This is a genomic window from Mucilaginibacter sediminis (assembly GCF_051903035.1).
In the GTDB taxonomy this organism is placed as follows: Bacteria; Bacteroidota; Bacteroidia; order Sphingobacteriales; family Sphingobacteriaceae; genus Mucilaginibacter.
Genome location: NZ_CP170602.1, coordinates 1638262 through 1656707 on the forward strand (window position 1 = coordinate 1638262; position 18446 = coordinate 1656707).

15 protein-coding genes are annotated in these 18446 nt (G+C 42.2%); 9 read left to right on the plus strand and 6 right to left on the minus strand.

What is annotated here, in order from left to right:
- Positions 1–28: 28 nt before the first annotated feature.
- From ACFGVS_RS06370 to ACFGVS_RS06385, 4 genes are all read right to left on the minus strand, one after another.
- Entirely contained in the window at positions 29–1120 is a 1092-nt protein-coding gene (locus ACFGVS_RS06370; RefSeq protein ID WP_439697925.1) for a DUF3810 domain-containing protein, read from the minus strand.
- A 128-nt stretch (positions 1121–1248) separates the two neighbouring features.
- The gene (locus tag ACFGVS_RS06375; protein WP_439697926.1) at positions 1249–1764 is read right to left on the minus strand and encodes a DUF2911 domain-containing protein; all 516 of its coding nucleotides are present in this window, start codon (positions 1762–1764) and stop codon (positions 1249–1251) included.
- A 249-nt stretch (positions 1765–2013) separates the two neighbouring features.
- Positions 2014–4392, minus strand: a complete 2379-nt coding sequence (locus ACFGVS_RS06380; RefSeq protein WP_439697927.1) for a carboxypeptidase regulatory-like domain-containing protein — start codon at positions 4390–4392, stop codon at positions 2014–2016.
- Positions 4393–4503: 111 nt separating this feature from the next.
- Positions 4504–4704 carry a hypothetical protein gene (locus tag ACFGVS_RS06385; protein WP_090649640.1) on the minus strand — a complete coding sequence of 67 codons (201 nt, stop codon included), beginning with the start codon at positions 4702–4704 and terminating at the stop codon, positions 4504–4506.
- A 289-nt stretch (positions 4705–4993) separates the two neighbouring features.
- On the opposite strand from ACFGVS_RS06385, the gene ACFGVS_RS06390 reads away from it, so the two are divergent.
- The gene (locus ACFGVS_RS06390) at positions 4994–5623 is read left to right on the plus strand and encodes a DUF47 domain-containing protein (RefSeq protein WP_274208577.1); all 630 of its coding nucleotides are present in this window, start codon (positions 4994–4996) and stop codon (positions 5621–5623) included.
- A gap of 184 nt (positions 5624–5807) precedes the next feature.
- Here the strand turns inward: ACFGVS_RS06390 and ACFGVS_RS06395 are convergent, their stop codons facing one another.
- Positions 5808–8279 (minus strand): TonB-dependent receptor domain-containing protein, encoded by a 2472-nt coding sequence (locus ACFGVS_RS06395; RefSeq protein ID WP_439697928.1) that lies wholly within the window; start codon positions 8277–8279, stop codon positions 5808–5810.
- 264 nt (positions 8280–8543) lie between these two features.
- On the opposite strand from ACFGVS_RS06395, the gene ACFGVS_RS06400 reads away from it, so the two are divergent.
- From ACFGVS_RS06400 to ACFGVS_RS06410, 3 genes are all read left to right on the plus strand, one after another.
- On the plus strand, positions 8544–8747 hold the full coding sequence (locus ACFGVS_RS06400) for a helix-turn-helix transcriptional regulator (protein ID WP_090649632.1): 204 nt from the start codon (positions 8544–8546) through the stop codon (positions 8745–8747).
- Positions 8740–9063, plus strand: coding sequence for a HipA N-terminal domain-containing protein (locus tag ACFGVS_RS06405; RefSeq protein WP_090649629.1), 324 nt, complete (start codon positions 8740–8742; stop codon positions 9061–9063). The genes ACFGVS_RS06400 and ACFGVS_RS06405 overlap by 8 nt, the downstream gene beginning before the upstream one ends.
- A gap of 96 nt (positions 9064–9159) precedes the next feature.
- Positions 9160–9990, plus strand: coding sequence for a HipA domain-containing protein (locus ACFGVS_RS06410; RefSeq protein ID WP_439697929.1), 831 nt, complete (start codon positions 9160–9162; stop codon positions 9988–9990).
- Between the two features lie 8 nt (positions 9991–9998).
- Here ACFGVS_RS06410 and ACFGVS_RS06415 read toward each other — a convergent pair whose 3' ends face one another.
- Positions 9999–10412, minus strand: coding sequence for an EamA family transporter (locus ACFGVS_RS06415; RefSeq protein WP_439697930.1), 414 nt, complete (start codon positions 10410–10412; stop codon positions 9999–10001).
- A gap of 224 nt (positions 10413–10636) precedes the next feature.
- On the opposite strand from ACFGVS_RS06415, the gene ACFGVS_RS06420 reads away from it, so the two are divergent.
- From ACFGVS_RS06420 to ACFGVS_RS06440, 5 genes are all read left to right on the plus strand, one after another.
- Positions 10637–11314: a response regulator transcription factor gene (locus ACFGVS_RS06420; RefSeq protein WP_439697931.1), complete on the plus strand. Its 678-nt coding sequence runs from the start codon at positions 10637–10639 to the stop codon at positions 11312–11314.
- Positions 11311–12558: a sensor histidine kinase gene (locus ACFGVS_RS06425; RefSeq protein ID WP_439697933.1), complete on the plus strand. Its 1248-nt coding sequence runs from the start codon at positions 11311–11313 to the stop codon at positions 12556–12558. The genes ACFGVS_RS06420 and ACFGVS_RS06425 overlap by 4 nt, the downstream gene beginning before the upstream one ends.
- A gap of 329 nt (positions 12559–12887) precedes the next feature.
- Entirely contained in the window at positions 12888–14123 is a 1236-nt protein-coding gene (locus ACFGVS_RS06430; RefSeq protein ID WP_439697934.1) for a TolC family protein, read from the plus strand.
- A 1-nt stretch (position 14124) separates the two neighbouring features.
- A complete protein-coding gene (locus ACFGVS_RS06435; RefSeq protein WP_439697935.1) occupies positions 14125–15051 on the plus strand; it encodes an efflux RND transporter periplasmic adaptor subunit in 927 nt (308 codons plus the stop codon).
- A 178-nt stretch (positions 15052–15229) separates the two neighbouring features.
- Positions 15230–18328 (plus strand): efflux RND transporter permease subunit, encoded by a 3099-nt coding sequence (locus tag ACFGVS_RS06440; RefSeq protein ID WP_439697936.1) that lies wholly within the window; start codon positions 15230–15232, stop codon positions 18326–18328.
- The last annotated feature ends 118 nt before the right edge of the window (positions 18329–18446 follow it).

Sequence of the window (18446 nt, forward strand, 5' to 3'; positions counted from 1 at the left end):
ACAGGCTAACCCAATATCCACCAATGAACTAATGAACCAATGAACATTTTTCCCAGGCCATTACCAATAAAACCATGCGGTTGTATGTTGCCAGGCCGCGGGGTTGGTTATTGGCTTTCAGGAAATTATCGTAAAAAATACTGCTTATCCAGCTAAGCTGGGTTTCGTAGGCCATCCAGTAGGCGCGTTCTGTTACAAAATCCTGGTGTACCTGTTTGGATATCATTGCTTTTAATTCCTTATGGGCCACGGTATCACGCCGGCGAAGGGTATGCATAAACTCATCAACCGCCAGGTGATAGCCAGAGTAACGCAGCAGGCGATCTTTTGATTTTATGGCGATGATAAAGCCGGCAAAATCAGCTTCATCCTCGGCCCCGTAACCTACCTGGTGCGACATTTCATGGCAAGCTACAAACGGCCTGTTAAATACGGGCATGGCATAATTAATCTGCGCTTCGGACGTAAATGGATTGTAATAGCCCGAAGTTCCTATATAATTCAGCAGAAAAGTGATCATGGATGGTTTTATGCCAGGTTGAAAAGCGCGAAAATTGACAGAATCGGCCGAGAGCGCTTTGACAGCATTTACCGCGGTTTGATAAATGACGCTATTGCTTTGAGCCAGATCGGCCGTGGTAACCCTGGCCCGGCAGGCATTCGCGCTATCTATCAGTAATTTGGTTACTGCTTTCAAATCGGCAGTGGTGAATGTAGTATCCCTTAAATTAAGGCGGTCTGCAGCTGATGGCCTGAAATAATTAAGCCCCCAAAGCAGGTAAAAACACCCAATAGCTACCTGGATGCTTATTACCCAGCCCAGCAACTGTAACCCAACTTTTTTGAACTGCTTTTTAACCAACAGCTTTACCATCCTAACGATAGCTACAATTAAAATGACAATAACAGCGATGTAAAGTAAATCGCCGACGCTAAACGGGAATAAATTAAAAACAGGGTGAAAAATCCAGCAAACTATTTTATAAAATCCCTGCGAATAATAACGCTCGACCAAGGCGGGATGGCCAGCCAACAGCATAAGCAAAAAAAGAACCATGGCTAACAATAATATGGTTATTATCCTTTTAATGAATGGATTTTTGCTGATGTAGTTACGCATTGTATACTATAGATATTAACCGAAGCAATATAACAAAGCTTCACCTGTAAGAAGTTTTTTTTCTGCTTTCCTAATACAAAAAAAGCTCCTTTACAGGAGCTCTTCTTTATTCGGGTTAAATTAAATGCTTATTTAATAGATACCGGAACCACAAAGGTATCCCATTTAAGATTAAAACCCTTGGGGGTTATAGTATAGGTAAGGCTTTCGGCCTTTGGCGCGGTTTTAGCTTTAACGGTTACACGCAGCTGGTCGTTTTCTGGTTTATACGTGTAAGCGCCCCATTGCTTAGGGTTTTTATCAAATATAATAGTCCATGTACCGCTTGCAGATGGAATTACAAAAAAAGCATACCTGCCGGCCGGAAGCGCTTTACCTTCAACCTTAATAGCTTTGCTGGTTGTAAAACTGGTTGCCGAATCGGCACCCGCACGCCATACTTTATCAAACGGTACCAATTCGCCTAATATTTTGCGGCCTTTTACATACGGACTTCCGTATTTGATTTTAATTAATGAGCCTGCAACTGTAGCGCTTGTACTATCGTGCGGACTGGCTGGTTTTTCCTGTGCAAAGGCCAGGCTGCTTAAAAATAAAGCAAATGCAAAAACAAATGCTGCTTTAAATTGAAAAGGTTTGTTCATAATATTTCTCATGATTTATTTGGTATAAATATAGGATGAAATTTTGTCGGGTAGCAATTGATAATATAAATAAACCTGTACTACAGTTGTAAAAATGTCATGATAATTAAAAACCATTAATAATCAGCATTGTTGTATCATCAGAATTACCACATTGCAGTTAGGAATTGACCTTAAGGTTACATAGCCAGAAGGTTAAACAATTGTTGTGGTTTTTTTGGCCCTTGCCTTGCGGCAAGGGTTTTTTATTTATTCAACTTTGTAAGTATAAACACTACGACCTATAGCGCCATTTTCATCAATGCCTTCAATAATTACACGATAATTTCCTTTGCCATCGGCATTGTAAAAATCCAGCGTAGCGTTACCATCTTTATCTGTGGCCACATCCGGGTTCCAATAAATGGTGATCCTGTCATCTGGTTTATTTGCCTGCTTAACCGTCCCTCCGTAAGCAGGCGAATAAAACGTGCGGGCTTTGTAAAAACCTTTGGGAGCATAAGTAATAAGCCCGGGTGATAGCTTTTTATTCACAGTCAAATTCTTATTTTTTTTTGTTGTGATTAATAAAACTCCATTTGATCCCTGTAGGCCGTAAATTGCTGCATCTAAATTTTTCAACATCTTTACACTCTCCACGTCTGATACGTTTAAGTCCGGAACGGACCCACCTTGCATTCCATCTACAATTACAAGCATTGGCCCTGCTTCGGATATTCCTATCCTATCGCGCAAATAAGGCACGCCATTGGTTAATGAAACTCCGGGCAAGTGTCCTTCCAGGCTTCGGCCCAATCCCGATTGATCGGTAAAATCGGTAATAGTGTTACTGTGCGAGTCTAAAAATTTATCTTTCACAATAACCTCCTTTAATAGTTTTCCGCTTGCATCGGCCATATAAACAGATGCGGGGCCGGGCTTGCCATCACCTTTTCCCGCTTCGGCGCTACCTGTTAACCGGTTATTATTAGTAAACAATGTCGCCTCTTTTGGCATATCCATAATTATCTGCGTATTGTTTTTTCCCTCGGCGGTTTTTGCCTGGATTACAAAAGGAGTATTATCTGTATAGGCCAGACTTGGGAAGATAAACCTGCCATTAGCATCGGTAACCTGGTTTAACATACTGCCACCGTTTTTTGTAAGTAGCGTAACATTTCCGTTAGCAACAGGTGCCCCGTTATTGGTTTTAACAGTGCCCGATATATCCAGGCCTCTTTCAACAGGATATGTTAATGTGGTAGTTTCATCGTTGCCAAGCATTTGCTTCCACTCAAACCGGCGATAACCCTGGGTAAGCATCAGCATATCCAAATCGGCGCGGGTATCGTTGGTAACGTGGTTAAAATAATAATTGGGCTGCTCAACAAAGCCTTTTAAATCAGATGTGAGCAGCAGGTGGGTTAAAATGGTAGTTTCGGCAGTTTCATCCACCGGTATTTTTGTGGCGTCAACTACCGATGCAGAAAAATAACCCATAACCGGTTTATTGTCTTTTTGGGCATTCAGTGTAAGATGCACCTTTTCCCTGGGTGTGTACGATTGTTTATTTACTGCCGTTTGCAAATTAATAAGATCATCATTCTGAATAAATGAAAGCCGCTCGTTCATTGGCTCGCCGGTTGACGAAAACAGGGTAACCCGTACTATGCCCGTCTGAAAGTCTTTTTTACCCAGGTTAAGATCAAGCACCTGACCATCTAAAGCTGTTTTTACAGATCGTACAGCCCCGCCACCCGAATAAATGGTGATACCAATTTCTTTGTTTTTATTGGCCAGGTAATAGGCCCGGTTGGCGTTAATTTCAATTAAAAGCTTATCGGGGCTGGTATTGTTTACAAGCAGTGTCATGCCCTTTTCTTCGGCCTTTGGCAAATCAACCGTGGCGTTGGTACCATCGGCATAGGTAAGTTTGGCTTTATATGTTCTGCCTTCAACAGGGGTTATGTTAATAATACCCATCCCCAGGTGCCTGGCTTCAAATTTGGTTACTTCGGCATTCAGGTTATCAACAACCACGCCCTTAACATTAGCTCCAATGCCGTTATGGTCAATAGCCTTAAAGGCAAGTTTAGCGGGAATATCATTTACAAAGGTCCCGCCCTCGGGAAAAAACTGAATATCGTACTTATTGGCAATTTTAGTTTGTTGAGCTGATAATGTACGCGTTGGCGATACGGGGCTGTTAATTATAATAGGCTGGTCAAAAACATTAGGGTCGGTGCTGTTCAGCATCCATTTGGTATAAGCCTTTATATGATATAGGCCCTTTGGCAGGCTGTTTGGCAAAGGAAAATCGCCCCAGGCCAGCCCGTTGTTAACCTGCAGTGTTATATATTTCACCAAAGAATCATTTGGGTTCACCAGGTCGGCGTGCAATACGCCGCTTAACTTTGACAGCTGGTGTTGCTCGCCAAGTGTAAGATAGGCCTTAAAAAAAGCGGTATCGCCGGCATTGTACGTCGTTCTGTCAAAGTGCAGGTAAACTTTTTCGGTAGCTTTTGTAGTTGATAAAGTTTGCAGACGTGAGACTATTCCGTCTAACGAAAGCGGTGTTTTGGCCTCCTGCGAAAACGCGGGTGCACAAAAATATAAGGCGCAAAAAAGTGCAGGTACTATCTTTTTCATGCGGGAAGGTGTTTAAATAGAGGTGATTTAAATTGGTGATTAAATATACCTCAATTAACCGCACAAAACAAATAAAATACTGAGCGCTAATTTCTTAAAAAGTTAACGCTACTACACTTCGGCATTTTCCTTTATCTCTTCCCAATATACAGTTTCCAGGTAAATACCATTTTGTATGGCCACACGGGCTTTAATGTCCTGCAGTTGATTTTTGATCTCTGTGGCGTTGAGGTCGCTGCTTAGGGAGTGATAATAAATTGCATAACCAGTTTTACTGTTTATGAATTTATAATGTTTATCAGCGGGTTTCATAACGGGTTGCTTAATATTAAGGTAATATATATTACGGTGTTATTGTTTTAAAAAACAGTAAATGTTACATAGCATTTTTTAACGGTGAAATTTATTTAACGGCCAGATACAGCGTCAATAATTTGATAACATTTAATTAACATTGGATTAACAATTCCGTGACCTATTGCTGCAAATTAATGGTTACATTTAGCCACGAAAATAAAAACAGCCTGCATATGCTAAATAGTTAGTATATAAACTGTTAAATTGATTTTTACTTAAAAAGTATCATAAAAAATTTCAATAGATGTCGATATTCCCCAACTCAAACCAGGTTTTTTATGATTTATTTAACCGGGCGGTTGACAATGCCACTCAAATGGCAACCCTGCTCAATACCGCGGTGAACTCCACTGATACTTACGAGCAAAAATTTCAGTTTACACACATTGATAAGCTAAAAACAAAAAGTTACGAAATTACGCACCAGGTATTTACCGAATCGGGCCGTACACTTATATCTCCTTTTCAGCGTAAAGACATGTGCGAACTTGCAGCGGCTATTGATGATGTGGCAGATAGCATAGCTATGGCATCGCGCAGGATAAACCTGTACGATGTGCCTAAAATAACCCCTCCTATTATCAACCTCGCTGATCTTATCCTGCAAACTACCCAGGCGCTTGAAAGTGCTGTTAAGGCTATGAATAACCTGGGTAATTCGGCCCATATTTTCGAGATCTGTAACAGTATCAAACAACTGGAATACCAGGCCGATACTGTTTACAACGAAGCATTTGCCGATTTACTGGCCAACGAAACCGATGCCATACAACTTATAAAATACACAGATGTTTTTATGGCGATGGAAACTGCAACTGATAGCTGCGAAGATGCCACATTGATTATTGAAAGCATTTTGATAAAGAACGGCTAAAGGCTAAAGGCTAAAGGCTAAAGGCTAAAGGCTAAAGGCTAAAGGCTAAAGGCTAAAGGCTAAAGGCTAAAGGCTAAAGGCTAAAGGCTAAAGGCTAAAGGCTAAAAAAACGGCCCTTGATTTTAAAAAAATCAAGGGCCGTTTTTTTGAAAAAGCTTTTGGCTTTGGGCCTTAGGCTTTCAGCTTACTTCCCTTTATCAGCTGGCATATCATCTTGCTTGCCGCCGTTATCGTCTTTCTCTCTCTCTTTCTTAAATTCAAGCTTACCAAATTTATAGCTCAGGCTTATGCCAAACGACTGTACGGGCACATACCGGATATTGGTTTGGTTAAAGCCGGCACCATAAGTGGTTGAGCTTTGGCTTACATATTTGGCAAACGGGTTTGATGCAGTAAGACCAATGCTGGCCTTTTTGTTCATGAACATTTTACGCATGGCAAAATTGTAAAACACAAATTTAGGCTGTGTGCCCTGGATGTTTTTCTGGGAGGAGTTATAGTTTCCAAAAAATTCTGCACTCAAATCATGACCGAAGTTGTATTGGGCGTTAAGATTTAAACGGTAGGCAAAACCAGTTACGCTTGGGCTTCCGGGGTTGTTATTTGTCCGCTCAGAAAATATCATATTGGTACGCAGGTTAAAATCTTTAGTAACCGGCAAGGAAGCGTATATATTGATGCCCTTACGTTCTTCCGAACCTATGTTATAGCGTTTTGTTAAGGCTACGTTGGTGTAAGTACTACCGTCAATGCGTAAAGTATCATAAAAAGTGGTGAAGCGTTGCAGGTCATCTGTATTTTTACGGTAAAACGCGGCTATATTAATGTTTGCACCGCCATTAAACGATTTATTGTAGCCCAATTCAAAGTTATCGCCACGCTCCGGTTTCAGGGTTGGGTCGCCGGTGCTGATGTTGTGAGTGTCGCTGATGTTAAGGAATGGGTTCAGGTCGCCGTAATCCGGGCGCTCAATCCTGCGGGTATAGCTTAACTTAACCGATTGCGATTCGCTTATTTTATGCGAGAACACCAATGATGGTACTAATATATTGTAATTGGGGATATTGGTGTTTTTAAAGTCGGCGGTGGTTACGGTATATTCATCCCTTAACCCAGCCTTAATATCTAAAAAGTTATTGAATACCGAAGTAGTTAATGATAGATAATAGGCATAAATTTTACGGTCATAAGTAAAACCATAGGTTTGATTATAGTTGGGCACATTGGCGCCGTTTAGCAAGGTATCGGTAACTACATTATTGTTAATGTGGTTAAAATCAAGTTTACCACCGGTTTCAATAGTGAAATTTTTGCTTACCGGATGCGCGTAATCAACAGAGATGTTGGTTTCCCTATCCTTACCGGGATTATTATTGGTAATACCGGTGGGTATGGTTCCGGCCTGCAAGTTCTGTAATAGTTGCGATGAACTAAAACTATTATTACCAAAGCTTGATGAATACAATATATCAAGTTCCTGCCCTTCTTTCTCAAACGTTTTTTTGTAGGCCAGGCTCACATCGGTTGATGTTCCGCTAAACTTACTGCTGGATGTGCGCAGTGTTTTGATATCAGAAAGTTCGATGCCGTTCGGGTCCACCTTATTTTCGTCCTGGTTGGTAATGCCGTTGCCATGGTTACCAAAATGGTTAAAGCCAACCGATGCGGTAAGATCGTCGTGTTTGCTGATGTTCCAGGTAAAGTTTAATCCCGATTGGTAACCATTACGTTTAAAATTGTTACTGCCCTGTTGAAAAAGCGTAGTGGTATTTCCAAAGCCGTCTGTAGATGTACGGTTATTTGTATTTGGGGAGTTACTGTTTATCTGTGCATTGCCGCTAAAAAACGCGTTAACGCCAAAATTGCCCTTACGAATATTCAGGTTAAATGATCCGTTTTCGCGGCGGGTACCGGCTGATAGGTTAACGCTCCCATTTACACCCTCAACCCGGCTATCCTTTAAAATTATATTAATGATACCACCTGTGCCTGCAGCATCGTACTTAGCGCCGGGGCTGGTAACTACCTCAATACTTTTGATCTGGCTGGCCGGTATGCTGGCCAAAGCGTCGGCAAGGCTGGCGCCAAATATGCTGGACGGTTTGCCATTTATTAAAAACCGGATATTGGCATTACCCTGCAGTTCCACGTTTCCATCAATATCAACCGTAATTTGCGGCACCTTTTTCAGGATATCTATAGCAACCCCACCCTGTGCGCTCAGGTCGTTTTGGGGATTGTATACCATTTTATCAATCTTGTTTTGAACCGTAGGGGTTGTAGCAGTAACCGTTACATCTTTTAACTGCCGTGTATTTGGCGATAACAACACCTCGCCCAGGTTTGTAGTAGCGCCGGATTTAACTATTACATGATCAACGGTAGTACGCTGATAGCCCAAAAAGTCGGCGGTGACCCGGTATTCGCCCGGCGGAATCTGGTCGACAGTAAAATTACCTTTCGGGTCGGTACTGATGCCATTAAACGGAGCCGTGACGCCTTCTTTATAAACCGATATGGTAGCATAGTCAACCGCCTGTTTTGTAGCGGCATCGGTAACTTTGCCGCTTATTTTGCCCTTGCCGGCAGGTGCCTGTGCCCAGGTGCTTATCCCAAAAAACACAAATAAAAACAGTAAGATATATCGGGTCCTCATTATCTTGAAATCGCTCATTTGGGTGCGAATTTGAAGACAAACATTGGATAAATTCTGATTTGTTGTGTTATTGTTACAATAAGGTTAATTCTTTCAAATTTGTTACAATGAAATCCCGGAATCATGTGCAAGCGATAACGAAAGAAGATAAAAACAATACAAAACTATACCTTATAGGGTATAGTTTTGATTATATATTTAAATTAGCACCGATAGGGTATAATAAATAAAAAAAGATTATATTTACACCCTAAAGGGTATAATATGCTATCTGATTTTTTAAAATCGAAACGAAAAATATTTAATCTCACCCAGGACGACCTTGCTAAAAAGGCGGGAGTTGGTTTAAGGGTAATCAGGGAAATGGAGCAAGGAAAAGCTACCTTACGAATGGACAAGGTTAACCAGGTACTGGCCTTATTTGGTTCGGAATTAGATGTGGTAACAAAACATAAAGGCGATGAATAAACGGGGATTGGTATATTATGCGGACAAGCTTGCCGGTTTCATAGCTGAAACTGACGAGGGCTATGAATTTACTTATGATACCAATTATTTAAACAATGCAGCCGCTAAACCTATCAGCTTGACCTTGCCATTATCACGGGAGAAATATTCAAATAAGGTATTATTTGCTTTTTTTGACGGCCTGATACCTGAAGGCTGGCTACTTAACCTGGCAATCGACCATTGGAAAGTTAAAAGAAATAATCGTTTTGAATTATTATTACTTACATGCAGGGATACCATTGGCGCGGTAACCATTATCCCCGAAAACGAATAAATTATGGCAAATTGCTGGTTTTGTTATCAAGATGCTGGAGATACAGGATACCATGAAAAGTGTTCAAAAAAGTTCTTCGGAACGCTTAAACCACCTGTGCTGGAATTAAACAACCAGTTAATAAAAGAATTGGCCGAACAAACCATTAACAAAAGGATTGCTGTAACAGGAGTGCAACCAAAACTTTCTGTTTCGCTGCAAAAAAGCGATGGTAGTACAAGGCTTACCATAGTTGGTCTTTGGGGAGAATACATCCTGAAACCGCAGCAAGGGCAATATCCGTTTATGCCAGAAACGGAAGACCTGACGATGCACCTTGCATCATTATTTAAAATACCGGTTTGTGGCCATACACTATTGAGGGCAACCGACGGGAACATGGTTTACCTTGCGAAAAGATTTGACCGGGTTAAAGGAAAAAAAATTCACGTGGAAGATTTTTGCCAGTTATCTGAATTCCTCACTGAAAACAAATATAAAGGCTCGTATGAAAAAGCCGGAAAGTTGGTTTTAAAGTATTGCGCCAATACCGGTTTAGATGCGCTTAACTATTTTGAATTGGTCTTATTCTGCTACCTGACGGGCAATAACGACATGCATCTTAAAAACTTTTCGCTGCTGCATACAAATACCGGTATCTGTTTAAGCCCTGCTTACGATTTGCTAAACGTTAACCTTTTAAACCCTGCGGATGATGAGGAACTTGCCCTAACATTGAATGCAAAAAAAAGAAAGATTACTATTAAGGATTTTGAAATATTAGGCAAAAGTCTCCTGATTCCTGAAAAGGCCTTGCGAAATAGTATGGCCAAATTTTCCTTAATGAACGAAAAGGTTGCTAACGTGATTGACGCATCATTTTTAGGAGATGCGGAAAAGGATCGATACAAAAGGATTTGGGCGGATAAACAAAAAATACTAACATAACCCACCGCTCAAAATATCAGCACCAAAGTCCCCGCTATAATTAATAAGGCACCTATCCCGTTCTTCAACGTCAGCGGCTCACCTAAAAACACAACTGCCAATACAATAGCCAGTGCAACACTTAGTTTATCAACAGGAGCTACCTGCGATACCTTACCCAATTGTAAAGCCCTGAAATAGCAAATCCACGACAGGCCGGTAGCACAGCCAGACAGAATGAGGAACGTCCAGTTGGTTTTGGACAAGCCATTTATACCGTGGTTGCTGCCTTTAAACAACACAATGGCCCAGGCCAATATCAAAATAACCACCGTACGGATAGCGGTTGCCAGGTCGGTATCTACCCCTTTAATGCCTATTTTGGCAAATATTGCAGTTAGCGCGGCAAACAATGCCGATAATAGAGCGTAAATCCACCACATAGTTTTTCAGGTTTTACGTTAGACGTTTTAAGTTGTACGTATTTGTATTTCTAAACAATTAATAAGCTAATTTGCTTGGCAAACCTGTAGTAAATCTGGTCAAATCCAAAATGTATACAAATTGGGCTGCTAACTTTACATAGTTGCATTATATATTATAATTAATACGACAACATACAACTTAAAACGTACAACGTATAACATAACGCACAACTTAAAACATCATGAAGCTACTAATCATCGAAGACGAAGAAGGCCTCCGCGAAAGTATTGAAGAGTACTTTACCGAAGCCGGTAATATATGCGAAACCGCCGATACCTACCCTGCGGCCATTTCTAAAATAGAAATGTATACCTACGATTGCATTTTGCTTGATATTACCCTGCCCGGTGGCAATGGTATTAATATACTTAAACGGTTAAAAGACCACAACCATACCGACGGTGTACTTATTATATCGGCCAAAAACTCTCTTGACGACCGCTTGCAAGGCCTGGATCTGGGCGCAGATGATTACCTGGTAAAACCCTTTCACCTGTCGGAGCTTAAGGCAAGGGTATCGGCCATTATCAGGCGTAAAATGTATAACGGCAGTAACCTGCTTGTTTTTAACGAAATCAGTATCGATTTGCAGGCAAAAACGGTGAGCGTGCATGATAAGCCCCTTAAATTTACCCGTAAAGAGTTTGCCTTGCTTATTTATTTTATTGCCAACAAAGGCAAGGTAGTATCAAAAAATGCCATAGCCGAACACCTTTGGGGCGATGGCATCGATTTAGCAGACAATTTCGATTTCATTTACTCGCACATTAAAAACATCCGCAAAAAGCTGGTAGAAGCCGGCGCCAACGATTATATCCAGGCGGCTTATGGTATGGGCTATAAATTTGCCGGGCAATGAAATTGCTTACCTTATATAACCGGGTAAACATTATTACCACCATAGTAGTAATGTTGATAACCGGCATTATTTACTACAAGGCCATCAGTTGGATATTAATCGATCAAAATGATAAGGCGCTTAAAGTTGAGGAAGATGAGGTTTTTGATTACGTAAAACTCAACAAACATCTCCCCCAGGTTTTTGACTCTAAAGATCAGCAAATAAGCTTTACCCAGGCGGCCCCCAATTCGGTCACGCGTGAATTTATCGACACCTTGTACAAAAAAGATAAAGACGAATTTGAGGCTGGCCGGGGCCTTATCAGCTCAATTACCGTTGATGGCAAATACTATAAAATCCTCATTGTTGAATCGAAGGTAGAAACCGAAGATTTGATCCGGATTATTTTCACCATCACTTTTGGATTGATTTTATTTTTATTATTGGTATTGCTTGTTGCCAACAGGCTAATATTAAACCGCCTTTGGCAGCCGTTTCATGCTATTTTAAAGGAAATGAAGCTATTTAACATCACCGATAACAAAGAAATTACCCAAACCGAAACCCGTATTGATGAATTTGCAGATTTAAACCAGGCAGCCACCGCCATGACCATCAGGGCAAAGCATGATTATAAGGAACTTAAAACATTTACCGAAAATGCATCGCACGAATTGCTTACCCCAATTGCAGTCATCAACTCCAAATTAGATACCTTAATACAATCCGAAAACTTTAACGACAGGCAAAGTAAATTGCTTAACGACCTCTACAGCGCAGTAGCCCGGTTGAGCCGGCTTAATCAATCGTTATTACTGCTGGTAAAAATAGAAAATCGCTTGCTTACAGATCAGCAAAACATCAACCTGAAACAATTAATTGATGAACTACTTATACAGCTGGAAGATATCTTTGCGGATAAACAAATCACAGTAACCGCCCAATTGAAGGATAAAGAAATTTCAGGTAGCAGGTACCTAATCGAAATTTTGCTGAGTAACCTGATTATTAATGCCGTACGGCACAATCATGCAGGTGGTGAAATTATAATTATTCTGACTGCAGAAGCTTTAACTATTAAAAATACCGGCACCGATGATCCGCTGGACGAGGATAAAATATTTACCCGTTTCCATAAGTCATCCCATTCTGACGGCAGCGGGCTTGGGCTTACCATCAGCAAACAAATCTGCGGGAATTTTAATTTTTCGCTCAACTACCGGTATTCAAAACCGTATCATACCTTTGGTATAGTTTTTTGATATATAATGATTTTATGAGTACTGGGCTTTTACCGCTAAGGGCCGTCGGCGCGAAACATATTGTAGCCACGGGTTTCAACCCTTGGAATATTTGAACAAACACAAAAGTGCTGTAGGCACGGCCCATATCTATATCAACTGCCCCCCCTGTTACCCGGCTTATCATTTCAGACAGTCTTTATAACTAAACAAATAAACAGTTAAATTTCCCATTCATAAATTACAATGGAAAATACTTTGATCAAAAGTAAACAGACTGTTACCATCCTAAATTTTTACAGATTTATGCAATACTTTAGCTATGTTTAAATGAACTTATACATTTGTTAATGAAGTGGTTTTTCTGCCTTATAATTTTAGCCGTTACCTGTACCGCCACCAAGGCACAAACATACACGCTTGATCATTATTTAGAGCTTGCCCAAAATAACAGCCCCCTGCTTAAAGACCTCCGCAACCAGGTTGCCAACAACCAGTTAGATAGCTTGCGTATCCGCGCCCAGTATAAGCCACAGGTAAATGCTACCAGCGCCGGTAATTATTCGCCCGTGATTGGGGGCTTTGGCTATGCAGGCGCTATAACCAACGAGCATACTTTAAATGCCCTAATGGGCGTAAACCAATCTTTAGATAGCAAAAAAAATATAGCAGCCCAGCTTGCGGCTATCACCTTGCTTTCGCAATCGGTAAGTAACAGCGCCAAAATATCTGAGCAGGACTTAAAAAAAGCCATTACCGCGCAATACATTACCACTTATGGCGATTTGCAGCAAGTGAAATTTAACCAGGAAGTTATTGATCTGCTTAACCAGGAAGAAACGCTGCTAAAAAAACTCACCCGCACCAACGTTTACCACCAAAGCGATTATCTTACTTTTTTGGTCACTCTAAAACAGCAGCAACTGGCTTTACAGCAATCGCGCATGTTGTATAAAAACGATTTTGCAACACTTAACTATTTAACCGGCGTGGCCGATACCAGTTATGCCGAACTGCAGGAACCTGGCCTGCATAAAATGATAAAGGCCGATATCAGCAACAGTATATTTTTTAGCCAGTATAAATTAGATAGCCTGAAACTGGTAAACAGCAAAACTTTGGTTGATTTTACCTACAAGCCCAAAATCAATTTACTGGCCGATGGTGGCTACAACTCCGATTTTGCATCGCAGCCCTATAAAAACTGGGGGGTAAGTGTTGGCTTTAGTTTTAGCCTGCCAATATATGATGGTGGCCATCGTAAGCTGCAATACCGTAAATTATCCCTCGAAGAGGATACCCGCCGTACTTATAAAGCCTTTTTTGATGTACAATACCACCAGCAAATTGCGCAGCTAAATCAACAAATTGATGGCAACCAAAAACTGTTGACTGATATTGATGAGCAAATGAAATTCTCTGAAAGCCTGATAAAGGTTGATACCAAGCTCATGCAAACCGGCGATTTACGCATTGCCGATCTGATTTTGGCCATCAACAATTACCTGAGCATCAAAAATTTAAAAACACAAACCAACATTACCAACCTGCAGCTTATTAACCAGCTAAACTACTGGAACCGATAATATGAAATTTAAACATATATACCTATTTGCCTGCCTGCCGCTCCTGCTGTTTTCATGCAAGGGCGCCGATAAACCTGCCGACGGCGAAGACGCAGCCGTGGCATCGCAAACCCCTGTTACGGTAACCACTGTTACTGATAGCTCGATGGTTGACTATTTTGATGTGAGCGCTACATCTATATTCCTGCAAAAAAATGTGGTAAAGGCAAATGCCAACGGGTATATTGAAGGTGTTAATACCCAACTGGGCCATTACGTTGCTAAAGGATCAACCGTTTTTACCATTAAAACCAAAGAAGCGCAAAGCATTGGCAACAGCATCAATATATTAGATACTACTTTTAAATTTTCGGGTGTTAACCGCATCAAAGCACCGGGCAGTGGGTACCTTACACAATTGGCCCACCAAAAAGGCGATTACGTACAAGACGGCGAGCAACTGGCCATCATCAGCGACCGGTCGAGCTTTGCTTTTGTGATGCAGCTGCCTTATGAATTGCGCCGCTATGTTAAAATAGGCCAGGGCATACAACTCATTTTGCCCGGCGGCGATAAGCTGGACGGGCAGGTAGCGTCTGAAATGCCATCTGTTGATACCCTGTCGCAAACACAGGGCATGGTTATCAAAGTAAACAGCGCAAACACCATACCCGAAAATTTAGTGGCCAAGGCCAGGATCATTCGGTCATTACGATCAAACACCTCGTCGCTGCCTAAATCGGCCATATTAACCAACGAAACGCAGACGGATTTTTGGGTGATGAAACTTATCAACCCGACAACTGCCGTTAAAACCCCAATAACCAAAGGGATTGAGACCGGTGACAGGGTTGAAATATTAACGCCCAAATTTTCGGCAAAGGACCAAATTGTGGTAACGGGCAACTACGGGTTAACCGATACGGCCAAAGTTAAAATTGTGCAATAATGAAGACGACTCACCCCGACATCGCTACGCTCGTCACCCCTCTCTCCGCTTCGCGCATAGAGCGGTTTAAACCTGTAATTTTCTCTTACCCTCTTTGCGGCGCAGCCGGAGAGAGGGGCGGCCAGCGTAGCGTAGCCGGGGTGAGTCTAACCGCCATGTCTAATCTAACCAAACACTCATGAGCGCCGGTAAAAACTTTTTCATATCGCACCGCAAGCCTTTGGGGCTGGTACTATTCATATTTATTATGGGGGGCTTGTTTGCCTATTCCAGGTTGCAAACCTCGCTTTTTCCCGAAATTACTTTCCCCAAGATCAAGATCATTGCCGATCAAGGCCTGCAGCCGGTAAACAAAATGATGGTTACGGTTACCAGGCCGCTCGAAAATGCCATTAAACAAGTGCCCGATCTGCAATTGGTGCGCAGTACAACCAGCCGCGGGAGCTGCGAAATATCGGCCCTGTTTAACTGGAGCGCGGATATCGACCTGAGCCAGCAGCGCATCCAATCAAGCATCGACCAGATTAAAAACGATTTACCGCCCGACGTTAATATTTCGGTGGAGAAGATGAACCCTTCTATATTGCCGGTAAGCGGGTATACGCTGGAGAGCCATACCAAATCGCCCATCGAGCTCAGGCAGATAGCCACCTATACCGTAAAACCATTTTTATCGCAGGTTGATGGCGTATCCGAGATCAGGGTTATCGGCGGCAAATTAAAGGAGTATTGGCTTACGCTCGATCAGCGCAAAATGAGCTCACTCGGCATTACGCCCGATATCATCAGCAGTACGCTGGCCACAACAAATTTTGTTAAATCGGGCGGTTACCTCTCCGATTATAAGATGCTGTACCTCACCGTTACCGATGCCACCATCAACACCAAAGATCAGTTGGAAAACCTGGTGATCAGCAATAACCGCAAAAGGGTACTCAGGCTAAAGGATTTTGCCACCATTAATATCAACGAAGGCATTGAATACACCCGCATTAATGCCAATGGCCACGATGGTGTGCTAATAGCCGTTATTAAACAACCCAATGCCAACCTGATATCGGTATCAAATGATATGGCCGATAAAATACAGGCATTACAAAAAATACTACCCGGCGGCGTAACCATAAAACCCTACTATGTACAGGCCGATTTTGTAAACGATTCGGTAAAAAGCGTGAGCGACAGCTTATGGATAGGTTTACTGCTTGCTATTATTGTGGCTGTTATTTTTCTACGATCGTTAAAGGCAAGTGCTACCATATTAATTACCATTCCGGTAACCCTGGGATTAACCTTGCTGGTGCTTTATGGCCTGGGTTATACCTTTAATATCATGACGTTGGGCGCCATTGCAGCCTCGTTGGGCTTAATTATTGATGATGCCATTGTAGTGGTTGAACAAATTCACCGCACACATGAAGAGCACCCGGACGAGCTAAGCCGGCACCTGGTACAAAAGGCAATTGATTATTTATTCCCGGCCATGCTTGGTTCATCTATAAGTACCATTGTTATTTTTATTCCGTTTGTGCTGATGAGTGGTGTGGCGGGCGCTTATTTTAAAGTACTTACCGATACCATGATCATTACGCTGGTATGTTCGTTTTTTGTAACCTGGATAGGCTTGCCGGTAATATACCTGTTGCTTACGCCCAAACCTAAATTTAAGGATATCGCGAAAGCAAAACAGGAACAGCCCCACCCGGTAAAGCAGCAACGCTGGGTTAGTTTTCTTATTCTTCGCCCCTATGTAGCCCTCATTATTATGATTGCCTTAGCCGGGATTATTGTGTTGGTGCCTTCACAGCTGGCAACCGGTTTTTTACCTGATATGGACGAGGGCAGTATTGTGCTTGACTATAACTCGCCGCCCGGTACCTCACTGGAAGAAACCGACCGGATGCTGCGCGAAATAGAAAAGATCATTATTAAACAACCCGAAGTTGCCACCTATTCGCGCAGAACGGGTACCCAGATGGGCTTTTTTATTACCGAGCCAAACCGGGGCGATTACCTTATACAGCTTAAGAAAACACGCGATAAAACAACCGAAGAGGTGATTGGCGAGTTGCGGAACAAAATTGCCCAAACACAGCCTGCCCTGGTTGTTGAATTTGGCCAGGTGATAACCGATATGCTGGGCGACCTGACCACCAGTGCCGAGCCTATTGAAATTAAACTTTTTGGAGATGACCCTAAAAGGCTGAACATCCTGTCGAAACAAATAGCCGCCCAGGTTGAAAAAGTAAAAGGTACTGCCGATGTATTGCCGGGCATAGTTATAGCCGGCCCCTCGGTAAGTATCGACCCTCATTACGGAACACTGGCGCAGTATAATATAACTGCTGCAAGTTTGCAGCTGCAAACGCAAACCGCGTTGGAGGGCAATGTAATAGGCACCCTGCTTGAGCGGGAACAGCTATCCCCTATCCGCATGGTTTATCCCGGCAACCGGGCTTTAACCGTTACGGGGATAAACAACCTGAACATATTTTTACCGAACGGCACGCTGGTACCCATCAGCGAACTGGCCCAGGTAAACCTAAAACCGGGCGATGCCGAAATAAACCGCGAAAACCTGCAAAATTTAAATATTGTAACCGCCCGCCTGGATAGCACCGACTTAGGTACGGCTATACCGGCCATAAAAAAAGCCATCGCACAAAACGTAAGCCTGCCGCAAGGCTACCATGTTGAATATGGCGGCGCTTATGCCGAGCAACAGCAATCGTTTAAAGAATTGCTTATCATATTAATAGTGGCCAGCTTATTGGTTTTCGCGGTAATCCTGTTCCTGTTTAAACAGTTCAGGATAGCATTGCTTATTTTGGTTTTGGGTGTTTTAGGCATAGGCGGCAGCTTTTTAGCCTTATACGTAACAGGTACCCCGCTAAATGTAGGCAGCTACACAGGCTTAATCATGATTGTAGGCATCATTGGCGAAAACGCCATTTTCACCTTTCTTCAGTTTAAACAATGCGCGCTTGATAACCCAATTGATTATGCTGTAACCTACGCCATAAGTACCAGGTTACGCCCCAAACTGATGACTGCTTTAGGCGCAATTATCGCCTTAATGCCTTTGGCGCTGGGTATTGGCGCAGGGGCGCAATTGCACCAGCCTTTAGCCATTGCTGTGATAGGAGGCTTTTTGGCAGCGCTGCCTTTATTGTTAATTGTGCTGCCTGCCATGCTGCGCATTTTATACCGTAATGGATTTGTACCGCCTGCGGGGGAGCATGATGCACATTCAATTAATCCACAACCTGGTAAATAATGCTAAATAAACAAATCTGATATAAGCTTTTGGCTTTGGGCCTTCTGCTTTTAGCCTACATAAACCAATATTTCTACAGATTCGCAGAGTAATTTCATTGCAAAATCAGATCTATCAA

Bases quoted from the DNA above. Each gene is read 5' to 3' on its own strand.
- ACFGVS_RS06370 (WP_439697925.1), bottom strand. From the start codon at position 1,120: ATGCGTAACTACATCAGCAAAAATCCATTCATTAAAAGGATAATAACC.
- ACFGVS_RS06375 (WP_439697926.1), bottom strand. From the start codon at position 1,764: ATGAACAAACCTTTTCAATTTAAAGCAGCATTTGTTTTTGCATTTGCT.
- ACFGVS_RS06380 (WP_439697927.1), bottom strand. From the start codon at position 4,392: ATGAAAAAGATAGTACCTGCACTTTTTTGCGCCTTATATTTTTGTGCA.
- ACFGVS_RS06385 (WP_090649640.1), bottom strand. From the start codon at position 4,704: ATGAAACCCGCTGATAAACATTATAAATTCATAAACAGTAAAACTGGT.
- ACFGVS_RS06390 (WP_274208577.1), top strand. From the start codon at position 4,994: ATGTCGATATTCCCCAACTCAAACCAGGTTTTTTATGATTTATTTAAC.
- ACFGVS_RS06395 (WP_439697928.1), bottom strand. From the start codon at position 8,279: ATGAGGACCCGATATATCTTACTGTTTTTATTTGTGTTTTTTGGGATA.
- ACFGVS_RS06400 (WP_090649632.1), top strand. From the start codon at position 8,544: ATGCTATCTGATTTTTTAAAATCGAAACGAAAAATATTTAATCTCACC.
- ACFGVS_RS06405 (WP_090649629.1), top strand. From the start codon at position 8,740: ATGAATAAACGGGGATTGGTATATTATGCGGACAAGCTTGCCGGTTTC.
- ACFGVS_RS06415 (WP_439697930.1), bottom strand. From the start codon at position 10,412: ATGTGGTGGATTTACGCTCTATTATCGGCATTGTTTGCCGCGCTAACT.
- ACFGVS_RS06420 (WP_439697931.1), top strand. From the start codon at position 10,637: ATGAAGCTACTAATCATCGAAGACGAAGAAGGCCTCCGCGAAAGTATT.
- ACFGVS_RS06425 (WP_439697933.1), top strand. From the start codon at position 11,311: ATGAAATTGCTTACCTTATATAACCGGGTAAACATTATTACCACCATA.
- ACFGVS_RS06430 (WP_439697934.1), top strand. From the start codon at position 12,888: ATGAAGTGGTTTTTCTGCCTTATAATTTTAGCCGTTACCTGTACCGCC.
- ACFGVS_RS06435 (WP_439697935.1), top strand. From the start codon at position 14,125: ATGAAATTTAAACATATATACCTATTTGCCTGCCTGCCGCTCCTGCTG.
- ACFGVS_RS06440 (WP_439697936.1), top strand. From the start codon at position 15,230: ATGAGCGCCGGTAAAAACTTTTTCATATCGCACCGCAAGCCTTTGGGG.